Source organism: Mesorhizobium sp. M3A.F.Ca.ET.175.01.1.1, from assembly GCF_004791945.1.
Lineage (GTDB): Bacteria > Pseudomonadota > Alphaproteobacteria > Rhizobiales > Rhizobiaceae > Mesorhizobium.
On sequence record NZ_SRTP01000001.1, the window covers coordinates 351,842 to 369,047 of the forward strand.

Sequence of the window (17,206 nt, forward strand, 5' to 3'; positions counted from 1 at the left end):
TCACATTCACCATTCACCATTCATCGTTCACCGCTTCGCGATCGGCACGTAGTCTCGCTCCGTGGCGCCGGTGTAGAGCTGGCGCGGGCGGCCGATCTTCTGGTGCGGATCCTCGATCATTTCCTTCCACTGCGCGATCCAGCCGACGGTGCGGGCGACTGCGAACAGCACGGTAAACATCGTGGTGGGGAAGCCCAGCGCCTTCAGCGTGATGCCGGAATAGAAATCGACATTCGGATAAAGCTTCTTCTCGATGAAATAGGCGTCGGTCAGCGCGATCTTTTCCAGTTCCATCGCGATGTCGAGCATCGGATCGTCCTTGATGCCGAGCTCGCCAAGCACCTCATGCGCGGTCTTCTGCATGATCTTGGCGCGCGGGTCGTAGTTCTTGTAGACGCGGTGGCCGAAGCCCATCAGGCGGAACGGGTCGTTCTTGTCCTTGGCGCGGGCGATGAATTCCGGGATGTGGTCGACATGGCCGATCTCGCTCAGCATGTTGAGGGCCGCTTCGTTGGCGCCGCCATGCGCCGGACCCCACAGGCAAGCGATGCCGGCGGCGATACAGGCGAACGGATTGGCGCCCGAAGAGCCGGCGAGGCGCACGGTCGAGGTCGAGGCGTTCTGCTCGTGGTCGGCGTGCAGGATGAAGATGCGCTCCATGGCGCGCGCCAGCACCGGATTGATCTTGTATTCCTCGCAGGGCACGGCGAAGCACATGTGCAGGAAGTTTGCCGCGAAGCTGAGATCGTTCTTCGGATAAATGAAGGGCTGGCCGATGTGGTATTTATAGGCCATCGCCGCGATCGTCGGCATCTTGGCGATCAGCCGCATCGAGGCGACCATGCGCTGGTACGGATCCGAGATGTCGGTCGAGTCGTGATAGAAGGCCGACAGCGCGCCGACCACGCCGCACATGACCGCCATCGGGTGGGCGTCGCGGCGGAAACCGGTGAAGAAGCGCGACATCTGCTCATGCACCATGGTGTGGCGCGTCACGCGGTAGTCGAAGTCGTCCTTCTGCGCCTTGGTCGGTAGTTCGCCGTAGAGCAGGAGGTAGCAGACCTCGAGAAAGTCGCCATGTTCGGCAAGCTGGTCGATCGGATAGCCGCGGTGCAGCAGGATTCCGGCGTCGCCGTCGATGAAGGTGATCGCCGACTCGCAGCTTGCCGTCGAGGTGAAGCCAGGATCGTAGGTGAAGGCGCCGGTGGTGCTGTAGAGCGAGCCTATATCGATGACGTCAGGCCCAACCGAACCGCTTCGCACCTTGAGCTCATGCGTCTTGCCCGCGAGTTCCAGCCTTGCGGTGGATTCGCGCGGTTCGCCGGCCGGTTCCAGTTTCGTCGCAGCTTCGCTCATTGCAAACTCCTTTATGTTTCTCATGCCGGCAAGGCAATTCCTGCAAACGACACGTCGAAATCACCGGAATGCGCGAACTACCCACCGCATTTTAGGAGGTGCGTGCCAGATTGGGCCAAGGCCTAATGTTGCACTGCGAAACAATCCTTTCAATGCCAATCTTTTTGGGCCAGTTCACAGCTAATCGATTTGATCTCCAATCCGCGCCAGGCTCTCCTCGCGGCCGAGAACGGCAAGCACGTCGAACACCCCCGGCGATGTGCTGCGGCCGGTCAAGGCTGCTCTCAGCGGCTGGGCCACGGCGCCGAGCTTGTGGCCGCCTGCCTGCGCAACGTCACGGACGGCAGCTTCCGCGGCCGCGGCGGACCAATCGCCCGACAGCGCGGTCAGCGCGGCGTGCGCGCTGCGCAGGATGGCGCGGGCATCGCTGCCGAGCAAGCCGGCAGCCTTGTCATCCAGCGTCAGCGGCCGCTCCGCGAACAGGAAGGCGGCGCCGTCCACCAGTTCCACCAGGGTTTTTGCCCGCTCCTTCAGACCAGGCATGGCGGCGAGCAACTGTGCCTTGCGCTTATCGTCGAGCCGCGCGGCAAGCGCCGGACCGCCTTCGAGATAGGGCAGGGTGGCGACGAAGATGTCCAGGAGAGCCTGATCGTCCATCCTGCGGATATGAACGCCGTTCAGCGCCTCGAGCTTGGCGAAGTCGAACCGGGCCGCGCCCTTGTTGACATCGCCGATGTCGAACCATGAGACCATGTCCTTGATCGACATCACCTCATCGTCCCCATGGCTCCAGCCGAGCCTGGCCAGATAGTTGAGCAGCGCTTCAGGCAAATAGCCCATGGCGCGATAGGCTTCGACGCCGAGCGCGCCGTGGCGTTTCGACAACTTGGCGCCGTCGGCGCCATGGATCAGCGGGATGTGCGACATCGACGGCACGGCCCAGCCCATGGCGTTGTAGATCACGGTCTGGCGCGCAGCGTTGGTCAAATGATCGTCGCCACGGATGATGTGGGTGACGCCCATATCGTGATCGTCGACGACGACGGCATGCATATAGGTCGGATTGCCGTCCGAACGCAGGATGATGAAGTCGTCGAGATCCTTGTTCGGAAAGCGCACCTCGCCCTGCACGCGGTCGTGAACCACGGTTTCCCCCTCGGTCGGCGCCTTGATGCGGATCGCGCCCCTGACGCCGGCGGGCGCCTCGGACGGGTCGCGGTCGCGCCACTGTCCGTTGTAGCGCGGCGGCAGGCCCTTGGCGCGCGCCGCCTCACGCATCGCCTCGAGTTCTGCCGGGGTTTCGTAGCTGTAATAGGCCTTGCCCAGGCGCACGAGCTCCTCGGCCACCTCGCGGTGGCGCGGCGCGCGCTCGAACTGCGAAACCGCCTCGCCGTCCCATGAAAGACCGAGCCAGGTCAATCCATCAAGGATTGCAGCGGTCGCGGCCTCGGTGGAGCGCTCACGATCGGTGTCTTCGATGCGCAGCAGCATCGTGCCGCCCGTGTGCTTGGCGTAGAGCCAGTTGAACAGCGCGGTGCGCGCCCCGCCGATGTGCAGGTAGCCTGTGGGCGAGGGGGCAAAGCGGGTGACGACCTTGTCGGACATGGGACTCTCGAAGAAGCACTGAAGCAGGCGTGATTGCGGCGGGCTTTCGCGCGGACGGCGTTCATGTAGCATAGGAGGTCTGGGGCGCAAGGGGCAGGCCCGATGGCTGGACGTGGCCGGGGTGCGGAGGATGGCGGTGGGACGGCAGCTGGCGTCAGCGAACGCCTGCTGTTTGCCGGCACTGCGCCGATTGAAGCAGGACCGGTCTTGCTCCTGGAGCCGCGCCAGCCTGCGCAGATTGTTTCTCCCGACGGCACGGTCGACCGCCCTCCGCCGGCCACCATCGATCGCGTCCGCCGGCAGTTCCGCCGTGCCTCATTGTCCGCGTTCGGCCAAAGCGTCGCTGCCGCAGGCACGAAGGAGCTGGATCGCGGCATTGGCTTCCTGCTCGTGCCGGTTTTCCTTGCCGCCGGCGTGATCCTCTACTTCTCGCTGTCTACGGAACCAGATCTCTACAGGCCGCTGGCGACAGTCGCGCTTATGGCCGCCTGCGCCGCGGTTTCGCGCTCCTGGCCGAAGACGCATCTGCTCTTCATGGCCGCGCTGTTTTGCGCGGTCGGCTTTGTCGCTGCGAAGGTCGAGACTTTGCGAGCGGCAACGCCGATGCTCGGCGGCGAAATCCAGACAAGGCTGACAGGTCGCGTCGTCATCGCGGAGCCGATGGCCAATGGCCGCGTAAGGCTGACCATCGACCTGGTCTCAACCGCGCACCCGAAGCTGCGCTATGCACCCGACCGCGTCCGACTTTCGGCACGGCGGATCCCGCCAGGCTTGACGGCTGGATCGCTGGTGACGGGTTATGCACGCCTATTATCGCCAACAGGCCCCGTTCGCCCCGACAGCTACGACTTTTCCTTCGACAGCTATTTTTCTGGTATCGGCGCCAGCGGGTTTTTCCTGGGCGATCCGAAGGTTGTGACGGCAACGGAGGCACCGTTCGGCGCACGCACCGCGTCCGCAATAGAAAACGCGCGCGAGACCATTGCCGATCACATCAGAAGCACCGTCGGCGGTCCCGAAGGCGAGATCGCGGCGGCGCTGATCGTTGGCGTTCGCGCCGGCATTCCAGAAGACATCAACGAGGCGATGCGAAGGACCGGCATCTACCACATCATCTCGATTTCGGGACTGCACATGGCGCTGGTCGCCGGCACGATCATGCTTTTGCTGCGCGGCGCCTTCGCGCTGCTTCCCGATTTCTCTTCCCGCCGGCCGGTCAAGAAATATGCTGCGGCGATCGCGCTGCTGTCGATTGCAGCCTATCTGGTCATTTCCGGCATCGTTGTGGCCGCCGAACGAAGCTTCATCATGCTGGCGGTGATGCTGGTTGCCGTTGTCTTCGACCGGGCGGCGCTGACCATGCGCAACCTGGCGATTTCGGCAATCGCGGTGATCGTGGTTTCGCCGCATGAAGTGGTCGGCCCAAGTTTTCAGATGTCGTTCGCCGCGACCGCCGCCCTTGTCGGCGCCTATGCCGGTTGGGCTGACTACCGCGCCGACAAAGTGAGAGCGCCACCGGCAAAGCGCTCGTTTCTCGGATACCTGTCCCGGAAGCTGGCGGTTGGCGTGGGCGGCGGCGCGATGACATCAATCATCGCCGGAAGCGCAACGGCGCTGTTTGCCATCTGGCATTTCCAGCGCGTATCGCCGCTCAGCCTGCTGGCCAATCTGGCAGTGATGCCGATCGTCTCGCTGGTTGTCATGCCGTTCGCGGTCTTCAGCGTGCTGATGATGCCGTTCGGCTTCGACGGGCCTTTCCTCTATGTGATGGGCAAAGGCCTGACGGCGATGGTCGCCATCTCGGGATGGTTTTCCGAACGTTCACCAGTGGATGCAGTGGGGTTGATCTCGATACAGTCTGTGCTGCTGGCGACGGTCGCGCTGGTCATCGCGACCATGGCGACCACCTGGCTCAGGCTCGGCGCCGTTCCCTTCGCGATTGCGGCCTTGTTGGCCATTCCGCATGTCCGTACCCCGGATGTGCTCATCTCCGAGGATGCGCATCTGGTTGCGATGCCGATCGGCGGCGGCGAACTCGCCATCAATCGAGCAAGCTCGAACGAGTTCATAACCGACAACTGGAAACGGGCGCTGCTGGCCGAAACGATCGTGCCGCCCGAGACATTCGCAAACGGGACGACGGACATCGCCGATCCTGTCGACCTGCCGCCGGGTTCGCCCTTCTATTGCACCGGCGACCTCTGCATCGGCCGGCATCCTTCCGGTGCGATCGTCGCGCTCGCAGAGAATCGCGACAGCGCCAAGCCGGCCTGCGGCTTCGCCGATCTCATCGTCATCAATGACGCCACGGCCTACAATCCTTGCCGGGATCCCCGAATCCTCGTCGTGACCAAGCGGCAATTGGCACGCGACGGAAGCGCTGCCGTCTTCTTCGACCCGCAATCGGCAACCGCGCGAGCCGAGATTCAGTATGCCGTCCACAGGCCCTATCGGCCCTGGCATGAGCAGCGAAAATACTCGCGCGAGGCAAGGGGGCTGCCGCCTTACAAGCGGCCCGAAAAGCCCGACGCCAAGCCACAAACCGCTCAGTAACGGCGGATCAGCCCGACGAGCCTGCCCTGAACCTTGACCCGGTCCGGCCCGAAGATGCGGGTCTCATAGGCCGGATTGGCGGCTTCCAGCGCAATCGAAGCGCCCTTGCGGCGGAAGCGCTTCAACGTCGCTTCCTCATCATCGACCAGCGCCACAACGATCTCACCGGGGCTCGCCGTATTGGCGTTGCGGATGATGACCGTATCGCCGTCGAAGATGCCGGCCTCGATCATCGAGTCGCCTTTGACTTCCAAGGCATAGTGCTCGCCGCCGGCGATCATGTCCGGCGGCACTGTGATCGAATGCGTCTGGTGCTGGATGGCGTCGATCGGCACACCGGCGGCGATACGGCCCATCACCGGAATGGACACCGCCGAAACAGCGTCATCGTCATTGCTGGGTGCGGGTGTGCGCGAGGGCGCCGCCGGCTTGATCTGCCGGCCGAGATTGCCTTGTCCGAGGCTTCCCTGGATGACGCTCGGCGAAAACTTCTTGGCGGCGTTGAGGCCGGGCGCGATCGAATCGGGCAGCCGCAGCACTTCGAGCGCGCGCGCCCGGTTCGGCAGCCGGCGTATGAAGCCGCGCTCTTCCAGCGCCGTGATCAGCCGATGGATGCCCGACTTCGAGGCAAGGTCGAGCGCCTCCTTCATCTCGTCGAAAGACGGCGGAATGCCGCTTTCCTTGAGCCGTTCATGGATGAACATCAGCAGTTCATGTTGTTTACGCGTCAGCATGGCGGCCCCCAACGGGTTCTGGAACCAGAATCGGAAAAACAAACCCAGAACAAACACTATCTGTTCCAGTTGTGTTCCGCAACCGTTTAAAGTTTAATGAATGTGTTGACGTTTTGTTCAGCGTAGCATCAGCACGCTGCATTCGGCGCCGGCTTCAGCTGCCGGCGCAAAAGGTTCGCGCACGATCAAGCCGTTGGCATCGGCCAGCATTCTCAGCATCGAGGAATCCTGGATGCCGAACGGAGTCGCAACCAACGCTCCGCGATCGTCGCGCACAACGGCACGCACATAGTCCTGCCTGACATCGTTGGCCCGCAATGCGGCGCCCAGCCGAGCCCTGCGAACGTCCTGGCTGAAGCTGCGGCCTGCGAGGCGCGCCAGAAGCGGCTTCACGAACAGCTGCGAGCAGACAAGGCTTGCGACCGGATTCCCAGGCAGGCCGATGCAGCGGGTATTGCCGAGGCGGCCGAACATCAATGGCTTGCCGGGCCGCATGGCGATTTTCCAGAAATCGAGCTGCATGCCTTCGCCGGTCAGCACGCCATGGATCAGATCGTGGTCGCCGACCGAGGCGCCGCCGAGCGTCACGATGACATCGGCGCCGGCCGCTACGGCCTTCCTGACCAGAGCTGCGATCGCTTCGTGCCGGTCCGCGGCGATGCCGAGGTCGAGCGCGCGTGCTCCAACCGATTGCGCCACGGCGGCGACACCATAGGCGTTGGACGAGATGATCTGGTCGGGTCCAAGTTCGCTGCCGGGCGGCTGCAATTCGTCGCCGGTGGCGATGATCGCGACCAGCGGCCGCCGGACGACATTGACATTTGCATGATTGGCAGATGCCGCGAGTGAAAGTGCTGCCGGATCGAGCAGGCGACCTTTCTCGAGCAGCATGTCGCCCTGGCCGAAGTCCAGTCCGCGGAGGCGGATATTGCGGCCCGCTTTGGTCGGTTCGGTCACCTCGATGCTGCCGCCACCGATGTCGCGCACGTTCTCCTGGATGACAATCGTGTCGGCGCCTTCGGGGACTGGTGCGCCCGTAAAGATCCGGACGGCCTCGCCCTGGCCGACTGACCCCGCGAAGCCGCGCCCGGCGGATGCCATGCCGATCACGGAGAGACGCGCCGGCACCGACGCCACATCCGCGGAGCGTGCGGCATAGCCGTCCATTGCGGAAGCATCGAAGGGCGGTTGGGTGCGCAGCGCCAGCACCGGCTCGGCCAGCACACGGCCTGCCGCATCGGCGAGCGGAACGCTTTCACCCGGCAGTGGCGCGGCGCCTTCCAGCAGGCGTTCGAGCGCCTCCGCGACTGGCACCAACGCCATTTAGGCACCTGCCTTGTAGTCGCCCGACTTGCCGCCAGTCTTCTCGACCAGCCGTATGCCGGAAATCACCATGGCGCGGTCGGCCGCCTTGGCCATGTCGTAGATAGTGAGGCAGGCGACCGATGCCGCGGTCAGCGCTTCCATCTCCACACCTGTCTTGCCGGTGACTCGGGCAAGCGCTGTGACCTTCAGGCCTGGAAGCGAACGGTCTGGCTCGATGTCGACGGCAACCTTGGTCAGAAGGAGCGGATGGCAGAGCGGCACAAGCTCATGCGTCTTCTTGGCCGCCATGATGCCGGCGATGCGGGCCGTGCCCAGCACATCGCCCTTCTTTGCGTCGCCGGCCAGGATCATGTCCAGGGTTTCGGGCCGCATGAAGACGAAGCCTTCGGCGATTGCCGTGCGTGTCGTCTCGGCCTTGTCGCCGACATCGACCATGTTGGCTTCGCCCTTGGCGCTCAGATGGGTGAGGGCGGCCATCTCAAACAGCCTCGGCAGGCGCCTTGCCGGTGAGCAACAGCTGCGTTGCCGCCGCCACGTCATCCTGCCGCATGAGGCTCTCGCCGACGAGGAAAGTGCCGATGCCGCTCTCTTCCATCCGACGGCAGTCCTGATGGGTGAAGATGCCGCTTTCGCTGACCAGCAGCCGCTCGGCCGGCACCATGGCTGCAAGCCGCTCGGATACCTCGAGGCTGGTCTCGAACGTCCTTAGGTTGCGATTGTTGATGCCGATCAGCCGGGACTTAAGCGCGAGCGCACGCTCCATTTCTTTTTCGTCATGCACCTCGACCAGGGCATCCATGCCAAGTCCGAAAGCCGTCGCTTCCAGTTCGCGGGCCAGCGCATCATCGACGCTTGCCATGATGATCAGGATCGCGTCGGCGCCCAAGGCGCGCGCCTCGTAGACCTGATAGGGATCGAACAGGAAATCCTTGCGCAGGGCAGGTAGCGCGACGGCCGCCCGTGCGGCGGTCAGAAATCCTGGCGCGCCCTGGAAGGACGGACCGTCGGTGAGCACCGAGAGGCAGGCCGCTCCGCCTTGCTGATAGGCCCTGGCGAGTGCGGGCGGGTCGAAGTCGGCCCGGATCAGACCCTTCGAGGGACTGGCCTTCTTGATCTCGGCAATCAGCGCGAAGCCACCGGCCTTCCGCCTCGCCTCGAGCGCCGCAAGGAAGCCGCGCGGCGGTTCGGCGCCGTTCGCCCTGGCCTGGATCTCGGCAAGCGGCACGGCCAGCTTCGCCGCTGCGATCTCCTCGCGCTTGTATGCCTCGATCTTGCGCAGAATGTCGGACAAGGTTCTAACCGTTCGAAATCTCGACGAGCTTGTCGAGCACCGCAAGGGCCCGGCCGCTGTCGATGGCTTGTGCGGCGGCCGCAATGCCGTCGGCGAGCGTCGTCGCCTTGCCCGCCACCACTAGGCCGGCGCCGGCATTCATCAGCACGGTGTCGCGATAGGCGCCGGCCGCGCCACCCAGCATATCGCGCAGCGCCTTGGCGTTGTAGGCCGCATCGCCGCCGCGCAGCTCTTCCTTCGCGTGCCGCTTCAGGCCCATTGCTTCGGGGGTGAGGGTGAAAGTGCGGATTTCACTGCCGGCAAGCTCGGCCACCTGCGTCTCGCCGGTGGTGGTGATCTCGTCATAGCCGTCGCCATGGACCACCCAGGCATGCTCGGCGCCAAGCGCCTTCAGTGTCTCGGCCACCGGCACGATCCATTCCGGCAGGAAGACGCCCACCATCTGGCGGCTGACGCCGGCCGGGTTCGACAGCGGCCCGAGCAGGTTGAAGATGGTGCGCGTGCCGAGCTCGACCCGCGTCGGCCCGACATGCTTCATCGCCGGATGGTGCGCGGGCGCGAACATGAAGCCGACGCCCGCCTCCTGGATGCAGCGGCCGATCGTCTCCGGCGAAATATCGATCTTGACGCCAAGCGCCATCAGCACATCGGCTGCGCCGGTCAACGAAGAGAGGCCGCGATTGCCGTGCTTGGCGACCGGAACCCCTGCCGCCGCGATGACGAAGGCGGAGCCGGTCGAGATGTTGACGCTGTGCGAATTGTCGCCGCCGGTGCCGACGATGTCGATCGCGCCCTGCGGGGCTTCGACGCGCAGCATCTTGGCGCGCATGGTGGCGACCGCGCCGGAGATCTCGCTTACCGTCTCGCCGCGCACGCGCAATGCCATCAAGAATCCGCCGATCTGCCCCGGCGTCGCATCGCCCGACATGATGATGTCGAAAGCCTCGCGCGCCTCCTCGAAGGAAAGCGCGCTGCCGGAGGCGACCTTGGCTATGTGTGTCTTCAGAGCGCTCATCGTGTCTGTGCTTGGGAAACGGCGGCCGGGTCGATGCGAACGTCATATTGCGACTGCAGTTGCGCGACCAGTTGGTCGAGCAGGTCGTCGGACATGCCGGCGGCGAAGGATTTCTGCGCGTCTTCCGGGACCGAACTGCCATCCGCGCCCGCCGGCTCGAAGACTTCGGCGACCTTGAACAAGATCTGACCATCGCCGGTTGGCGATGGGATCAGACCGGTACCGCCTTCGCCGACGCCGAACATCGCGGCGGCACCTTCCTTGCCGAAATCGGCATCGTCGGCATCCCGCTTCAAGCCCCGCTTGGTTTGCTTCTCGAGCTTCAGCTCGCCGGCGATGACGTCGAGCGTCGTTCCGGCCTTGAGGCGCTTCTCCAACTCCTGCGCCCTGGCGTCGAGACGCTTGTCGGTCTCGGCGGCGGTCCAGTCCGCCGCCACCTTCTGGCGGACCTCGTCCAGCGTGCGGTCGCGCGCCGGAGTGATCGACTGCACCTCGTAGAACACGAAGCCGTTGTCGGCGGTGGTCAGGCCCTCGTTCTCGGTGTTCGGCTCGGCCGCAAAGACCGACTTGATAAGTTCGGCCGATTCCGGGAGATCGTTGACGATCGTGCCGTCGGGCCGCTGCCCGGTGCGGTCGATGGCGTCGACGGTGACGACCTTGAGCTTCAGCTTTTCTGCGGCCTGGGCGAGCGTGGCACCCGAGGCGCGGGTGTCCTCGTAGCTGTCATGCACGTCGAGCAGGATGCGGCTTGCCTCGCCCAGCGCCAGATCCTTGCGGATCTGTTCGGACACTTCGGAAAGCGGCTTGATCACCTGCGGCTTGACCTCGGTGACGCGCAGCAGCACCGGGCCGAAGGCGCCCTGAACCACCGGGCTGACCTCATTGACGTTGAGCGAGAAAGCGGCGTCGGCGACAGCCTTGTCAGCGATCTTGTCCTTGGCCAGCGTGCCGAGCAATGTGTCGGCCGGGGTCTTGCCTTCGGCGGTGACGATCTTGTCGAAGGTGGCGCCGGCCTTCAGCGAATCATATGCCGCTTTCGCCGCATCCGGCGTCTTGAACACCAGCTGTTCGATGGTGCGCATTTCGGGCGTCGTATAGCGAGCCTTGTTCTTGTTGTAGTCGTCAGCGACCTGCTGGTCGGTCACCGCCGTGGGGTCCATGATGTCCTGCGGCTCCAGGCGGGCATAGGAGAACTTGCGGTATTCCGGCGCCGCATAGTTCTTCTTGTTGGCTTCGAAATAGGCCTTCAACGCGCTGTCGGACGGCGCCTGGATCGGCTGCACCAGCGTCTTCGGCAGCACGAGATAGTCGATCGTGCGGTCTTCGCCGCGATAGAGAGCAACCGCCTTCAGGAAGGTCTGCGGCGCCTTGAGCCCGTCAGAAATCGCCTCGACGATCTGCTGGCGCACGGCGACCTGCGAGCGGTTCTTGAGGTAGTCCTCCGGGCGCATGCCCACCTGATGAAGCAGGTACTCGAAAGTCCTGCGGTCGAATTCCCCGCTGGGGCCCCTGAAGGCCGGATCCTCACGCGTCAGCGCCGCCAGCCGGTCCTTGGAAAGGCCAAGCCCGAGCTTGCGCGCCTGCTCGTCAAGCACGGCGCCCGAGACCAGTTGCGCCAGCACCTGGTTGTCGATGCCGAGGAGCTTGGCCTGCTCCTGGGTGATGCGCTGGCCATATTGCTGCGACAGCATGTTGATCTGGCGATCGTAGGCGAGGCGGTACTCGTTGATCGAGACGGTCGTGCCGCCGGCGGTGATCACGGAATGGTGGCCGGCCAAAGTTCCCGACAGGCGTCCGGAAATGCCCCAGACGGCAAAGCTGATGACCAGCAGGGACAGCAACGCCTTCGCGACCCAGGTGCCCGCCGCGTTTCTCAATACACTAAGCATGCCTACTTCCGATTTATGCGCATTTTCGCCTGCGCCGAGTCTGAAACAAGCGCAATAGCGCCCTTACGGTCCACTGTCGATTGCTTTGTGGCCTGATTTTGGTAGTGAGGGCGCTGCCTTTCATCGCCTGGAGAACCGACGCCATGACCCCTGGAATCCGCCCGCTCGTTGCCGGCAACTGGAAAATGAACGGCACCAGCGCCTCGCTCAACGAATTGCGGATGATCGGCAACGGTTTCATGAGCGGGCTCGACGCGGAGACGGAATCGTTGGTCTGTGTTCCGGCAACCTTGCTTCACCAAGCCGCCGAAATCCTTTCGCGCACGCCGGTCCGAGCCGGCGGCGAAGATTGCCATTCCAAGGAGAGCGGCGCCTTTACGGGCGAGATTTCGGCCGAGATGTTGAAGGACGCCGGCGCCAGCCACGTCATCGTCGGTCATTCGGAGCGCCGCGAGCAATTCGGCGAGGACGACGCGACCGTCCACGCCAAGGCATCCGCCGCATGGAGGGCAGGGCTGACCGCGATCATCTGCATCGGCGAGACGAGAGCCGAACGCGAAGCCGGCTCCACGCTCGAGGTCTTGTCGCGTCAGCTGGCCGGGTCGGTGCCGCCGAGCGCCACCGCTGCAAACACCGTCGTTGCCTATGAGCCGGTCTGGGCGATCGGCACCGGCCTGACGCCGACGGCCGCCGACGTCGCCGAGGCGCATGCGCATATTCGCGCGAAGCTCGCCGAACTGCTCGGCGACACGGCGACGAAGATGCGCATTCTCTATGGCGGCTCGGTCAAGCCGTCCAACGCGGCGGAACTGCTGGGCGTCGAGAATGTGGACGGGGCCCTGGTCGGCGGCGCCAGCCTCAAGGCCTCGGACTTTCTCGCCATCGCCGAAGCCTATATGCATCTCTCATAGCCGCTGGCGCTCATCCGCGGAGCCAAGCGCTCCGCCGAAATCCTTGCAATGACCGGATTGCTTCTCATATTCCGGCCACGGGCTTGGAAATGCCACCAAAGCATTGTAAGGAGCCGCCTCCAAATCACCGGTCGTATGCGCGGCCGCGCAAGGCCTCGCCAGGATAAATTATGGAAACCGTACTGATCGTCATCCACCTCATGGTCGTGCTCGCCCTTGTCGGCGTGGTGCTGCTGCAGCGCTCCGAGGGCGGCGGCCTGGGCATTGGCGGCGGTTCCGGTTTCATGACGGCGCGGGGCGCCGCCAATGCGCTGACCCGCGCCACGGCGATCCTGGCGGCGGCCTTCTTCGTCACCTCGCTGGCGCTGTCGATACTGGCTCGCTACGGCGAGAAGCCGATCGACATCCTCGACCGCGCTCCGGCCTCCACCTCGGATAATGCCGGCAAGGGCGTGCTCAACCAGCTGCCGGGGGCAAACGGTCCGGTGGGCAGCTCGCAGCCCGCAGTGCCGGCCGGCGGCACCCCGCCGGCAGCTCCGTCTGGTGGCGCGACCACTACGACTCCGCTTTCGAATGGCGCCGCCACGACCGCCCCGGCGCCTGCTCCCGCCACGCCGGCCCCCGCGAATCCCGCCGCGCCGCCGGCCGCGAACGGCGTGACGTTGCCGGTCACCCCGCAGGTTCCGAACCAGTAGTCGGCAAGCATTGCTGCCGCGATCTGTTGTCGTTTGAACACAGTCGCGGCAAATGCCGCTCTATCACGAAGATTCAACCAAGCGTCGCGCTTTCCTTAGCTTGAGAGGCCACCGGCTAATCGACTATAGATTGCGCGCGGCACATTCGGCGTCCTTGGGGGGCGCCGGGCGCCGCCGTGGGCAACAAGCATTGAACGATCGGATCTTCGCCATGCAGCTTCGCAGCTTCATTCTTTTGGGATTCTGTGCCGTGTTCGGCATGGGGTCCGCGGCCTTTGCCTCGCCGGCAAACCTGGCCACCTCGCCATCATTCGAAACGACTGATGCCATCAAAGTCGCCGTCAAGAGCGATGCATCGCAGCTGAAGCTCCTCAAGAAGAAGAAAAACCCAACCGCGGACGACCTCGCCCAGATCAGCAAGCTCGAGGCCAAGATCGCGGCCGACAAGGAAGCCGCCAAGGTCAAGGCGCTGGAAGCCCGCAAGCTGGCGATGCGCGAGGCGGCGAAGGCCAAGGCGGACGCGGCTCGTCAGGAATGGCTTGCCAAGAAGGGCTCGGCAGCGCAGGTCGCCGACGCCAAGCCGGTCAAGAAGACCACCAAGATCATCGAGTCGCTCGAGCCCGCAGCGCCGATCCAGACGGACGAGCCGCTCTCGGCGGAGGCGATGAACATCGCAGCCACGGGCAACAATGGCGAGCTGCGCAGCGAACAGCCCGGGCAGAAGCAGTCGAGCGGTCGCGGACTGTTTGCCGGCCTGTTCGGTGGCTCGTCGGTGTCTTCGATCAACTATCTGCCCGAGACCCGTGCGCTGGATTCCGCGCTCGCCAAAAAGGACGCCAAGAGACCTTTCAAGGTGAAGCCGGAATATGTGCCGCAGGAGGTCACCTTCTCAGGCTATGATCCGGGCACGATCGTCATCGACACCAATGCCCGTCGTCTCTATCTCGTCGAGAGCTATTCGACTGCGCGCCGCTACGCCATCGCAGTGGGCCGCGAGGGATTGCAGTTCAAGGGCACGGTGGCCGTCGGCGACAAGCAGGAATGGCCGCGCTGGATCCCGACGCTCGACATGCAGAAGCGCGAGCCGAAGCACTATGGCCAGTACAAGGACGGCATGCCCGGCGGCGGCGAGAACCCGCTCGGCGCGCGCGCCATCTACCTCTATGACGGCAAGAAGGACACGCATCTGCGCATCCACGGCACCATTGCGCCGCAGTCGATCGGAACCAGCGCCTCCAATGGCTGCTTCCGCATGATCAACGAGCACGTCATGGATCTGTACAGCCGGGTCAAGGTCGGCACCAAGGTCGTCATCATCTGACGCGTTCGGGCAGAATGCCGAAAGGGCCGGCATCGCCGGCCCTTTTGTTTTGATCCCGGCGCGGCGCTGACGGATCCAGCGACGCGCTTTCGAACCTTTGTTCGCATGCATGTCGTTCGCCCAAAACCGCTGTGCGATTTGGGCGACGCGCTTCTGGGAAAAGCCCATCACGGGCATCGGTGCCATTTGGGAAAAAGCCTTCGCGGCGGTTTTTTCTCTGGCGGAATCAATCAGGCCGCGTTAAGCGATGACTCCCATGGCGCGATATGTATTCATCACAGGCGGCGTGGTTTCCTCCCTCGGAAAAGGCATCGCCGCAGCAGCTCTTGGGGCTCTTCTGCAGGCGCGAGGCTATCGCGCACGGATCAAGAAGCTCGATCCCTATCTCAATGTCGATCCCGGAACGATGTCGCCGTATCAGCATGGCGAAGTGTTCGTCACCGACGATGGCGCCGAAACCGATCTCGATCTCGGCCATTACGAGCGCTTCACCGGCCGCTCGGCCAACCAGCAGGACAACATCACCACCGGCCGCATCTACAAGAACATCATCGAGCGCGAGCGCCGCGGCGACTATCTCGGCGCCACCGTACAGGTGATCCCGCACGTCACCGACGAGATCAAGCATTTCGTCCTCGACGGTAATGACGACTACGACTTCGTGCTTTGCGAGATCGGCGGTACGGTCGGCGACATCGAGGCGATGCCGTTCCTGGAGGCGATTCGCCAGCTCGGCAACGATCTGCCGCGCAACAACGCCGTCTATGTGCACCTGACGCTGATGCCCTACATCCCGACCGCGGGTGAATTGAAGACCAAGCCGACGCAGCATTCGGTGAAGGAACTGCGCGGCATCGGCATTGCGCCCGACATTTTGCTGGTGCGCGCCGACCGGCCGATTCCCAAGGAAGAGCGCAGAAAGCTTTCGCTGTTCTGCAACGTGCGCGAAAGCGCCGTCATCCAGGCGCTGGACGTGCCGCATATCTATGACGTGCCGATGGCCTACCATAAGGAAGGGCTCGATTCGGAAGTGCTGGCCGCCTTCGGCATCGACCCGGCGCCGAAGCCGCGCATGGAGCCCTGGCAGGCGCTTTCCAACCGCATCCACAATCCGGAAGGCGAGGTGACCATCGCCATCGTCGGCAAGTATACCGGCCTCAAGGATGCCTATAAATCGCTGATCGAGGCACTTTCGCATGGCGGCCTGGCCAATCGCGTCAAGGTCAAGCTCGACTGGATCGAGAGCGAGATCTTCGAAAAGGAAGATCCCACACCGTGGCTGGAGAAGGTGCACGGCATTCTCGTTCCCGGCGGCTTCGGCGAGCGTGGCTCGGAGGGCAAGATCCTGGCCGCGAAATTCGCGCGCGAGCGCAGGGTGCCCTACTTCGGCATCTGCTTCGGCATGCAGATGGCCTGCATCGAGGCGGCGCGGTCGCTGGCCGGCGTCGACCACGCGTCGTCTACGGAGTTCGGTCCGAGCGAGGAGCCGGTCGTGGGCCTGATGACCGAATGGCTGAAGGGCAACATGCTGGAAAAGCGCAAGGCGAGCGGCGACCTCGGCGGCACGATGCGGCTGGGCGCCTATCAGGCCGAGCTAGCCAAGGGCTCGAAGATTGCCGAGATCTACGGCGACACCCAGATTTCGGAGCGTCACCGGCACCGGTACGAGGTCAATATCGACTACAAGCAGCGGCTGGAAGACTGCGGCCTGGTGTTCGCCGGCATGTCGCCCGACGGCGTGCTGCCGGAAACGATCGAATACCCGGACCATCCCTGGTTCATCGGCGTGCAATATCACCCTGAGTTGAAGAGCCGGCCGCTCGAACCGCACCCGCTGTTCGCGAGCTTCATTTCGGCGGCGGTGGAACAGTCGCGGCTGGTTTGACCGACCGGCTGGTGGACCGGCGATGCAGACCTATGTCGCGCTGCTTTACAGCATTGTCCTCGGCGAGGGACGGCGCGTCGTCATGACCGACCTCAAGACGATGGCTGAGGAGCTCGGGCTGAAGAATGTCCGCACCCTTGTGGCGACGGGCAATCTGGTCTTCGAGACGCGGGCGAGCAGGATTTCCAACCTCGAGCAGCGGCTGGAAAAGGCCTTCGAAAAGAGTTTCGGCCGCCATGTCGACATCATCGTACGCGGCGCCGAGGACTGGCTGAAGCTCGCGGCCGGCAATCCGTTCCCGGCCGAATCGGCGGAAGCCGCTGACCAAGTCGCGGTGCGGGTGATGCGCGAGCCGGTTACTGAAGCGAGTATCGCAATGCTGCAGCCCCGTGCCGCCGATGACGAGAAAGTGCGTTTGGTCGGCGGCGACGTCTGGGTGGTGTTTTCGCGCGAGAGGCCGAGCTCAAGGCTTCTTGCGGCAACCAATCACAAGCGTCTTGGGATCGGCACCTCGCGCAACTGGAACACCGTGCGAAAGCTGGCCGAGATGGTAGGCAGTAGGCAGTAGGCAGTAGGCAGTAGGGAGTATTCTCTTTTGCCTAGGTCCTACTGCCCGCCGCCTTAT

At 64.0% G+C, this 17,206-nt stretch carries 14 protein-coding genes; 6 read left to right on the forward strand and 8 right to left on the reverse strand.

Going from position 1 to position 17,206, the window contains the following annotated elements:
- Positions 1-27: 27 nt before the first annotated feature.
- Entirely contained in the window at positions 28-1,356 is a 1,329-nt protein-coding gene (gltA, locus tag EN818_RS01765) for a citrate synthase (protein ID WP_095805890.1), read from the reverse strand.
- 180 nt (positions 1,357-1,536) lie between these two features.
- Positions 1,537-2,961: a glutamate--tRNA ligase gene (gene gltX / locus EN818_RS01770; protein WP_095805889.1), complete on the reverse strand. Its 1,425-nt coding sequence runs from the start codon at positions 2,959-2,961 to the stop codon at positions 1,537-1,539.
- 102 nt (positions 2,962-3,063) lie between these two features.
- On the opposite strand from gltX, the gene EN818_RS01775 reads away from it, so the two are divergent.
- Positions 3,064-5,514, forward strand: coding sequence for a ComEC/Rec2 family competence protein (locus EN818_RS01775; RefSeq protein ID WP_095805888.1), 2,451 nt, complete (start codon positions 3,064-3,066; stop codon positions 5,512-5,514).
- Here the strand turns inward: EN818_RS01775 and lexA are convergent.
- The 6 genes from lexA to EN818_RS01805 form a co-directional block, all read right to left on the reverse strand.
- Positions 5,508-6,248 (reverse strand): transcriptional repressor LexA, encoded by a 741-nt coding sequence (lexA, locus tag EN818_RS01780; protein ID WP_095805887.1) that lies wholly within the window; start codon positions 6,246-6,248, stop codon positions 5,508-5,510. The genes EN818_RS01775 and lexA overlap by 7 nt on opposite strands.
- Before the next feature lie 117 nt (positions 6,249-6,365).
- Positions 6,366-7,571: a gephyrin-like molybdotransferase Glp gene (glp, locus tag EN818_RS01785; RefSeq protein ID WP_095805886.1), complete on the reverse strand. Its 1,206-nt coding sequence runs from the start codon at positions 7,569-7,571 to the stop codon at positions 6,366-6,368.
- Positions 7,572-8,051, reverse strand: a complete 480-nt coding sequence (gene moaC / locus EN818_RS01790) for a cyclic pyranopterin monophosphate synthase MoaC (protein WP_095805885.1) — start codon at positions 8,049-8,051, stop codon at positions 7,572-7,574.
- Position 8,052: 1 nt separating this feature from the next.
- Positions 8,053-8,865 carry an indole-3-glycerol phosphate synthase TrpC gene (trpC, locus tag EN818_RS01795; protein ID WP_095805884.1) on the reverse strand — a complete coding sequence of 271 codons (813 nt, stop codon included), beginning with the start codon at positions 8,863-8,865 and terminating at the stop codon, positions 8,053-8,055.
- Between the two features lie 4 nt (positions 8,866-8,869).
- Complete coding sequence (gene trpD / locus EN818_RS01800) at positions 8,870-9,880, reverse strand: anthranilate phosphoribosyltransferase (protein ID WP_095805883.1); 1,011 nt, start codon at positions 9,878-9,880, stop codon at positions 8,870-8,872.
- Complete coding sequence (locus EN818_RS01805) at positions 9,877-11,769, reverse strand: peptidyl-prolyl cis-trans isomerase (RefSeq protein WP_095805882.1); 1,893 nt, start codon at positions 11,767-11,769, stop codon at positions 9,877-9,879. Before EN818_RS01805 ends, trpD begins: the two co-directional genes overlap by 4 nt.
- A gap of 143 nt (positions 11,770-11,912) precedes the next feature.
- Here EN818_RS01805 and tpiA point away from each other — a divergent pair, with 143 nt between their 5' ends.
- The 5 genes from tpiA (at position 11,913) to EN818_RS01830 (ending at position 17,149) form a co-directional block, all read left to right on the forward strand.
- Positions 11,913-12,680 carry a triose-phosphate isomerase gene (gene tpiA, locus EN818_RS01810; protein WP_095806143.1) on the forward strand — a complete coding sequence of 256 codons (768 nt, stop codon included), beginning with the start codon at positions 11,913-11,915 and terminating at the stop codon, positions 12,678-12,680.
- A gap of 170 nt (positions 12,681-12,850) precedes the next feature.
- The gene (gene secG / locus EN818_RS01815) at positions 12,851-13,375 is read left to right on the forward strand and encodes a preprotein translocase subunit SecG (RefSeq protein WP_095805881.1); all 525 of its coding nucleotides are present in this window, start codon (positions 12,851-12,853) and stop codon (positions 13,373-13,375) included.
- A 211-nt stretch (positions 13,376-13,586) separates the two neighbouring features.
- Positions 13,587-14,696, forward strand: coding sequence for a L,D-transpeptidase (locus EN818_RS01820; RefSeq protein ID WP_095806142.1), 1,110 nt, complete (start codon positions 13,587-13,589; stop codon positions 14,694-14,696).
- Positions 14,697-14,943: 247 nt separating this feature from the next.
- Positions 14,944-16,581, forward strand: a complete 1,638-nt coding sequence (locus tag EN818_RS01825) for a CTP synthase (RefSeq protein ID WP_095805880.1) — start codon at positions 14,944-14,946, stop codon at positions 16,579-16,581.
- Positions 16,582-16,603: 22 nt separating this feature from the next.
- Complete coding sequence (locus EN818_RS01830; protein ID WP_095805879.1) at positions 16,604-17,149, forward strand: DUF1697 domain-containing protein; 546 nt, start codon at positions 16,604-16,606, stop codon at positions 17,147-17,149.
- The last annotated feature ends 57 nt before the right edge of the window (positions 17,150-17,206 follow it).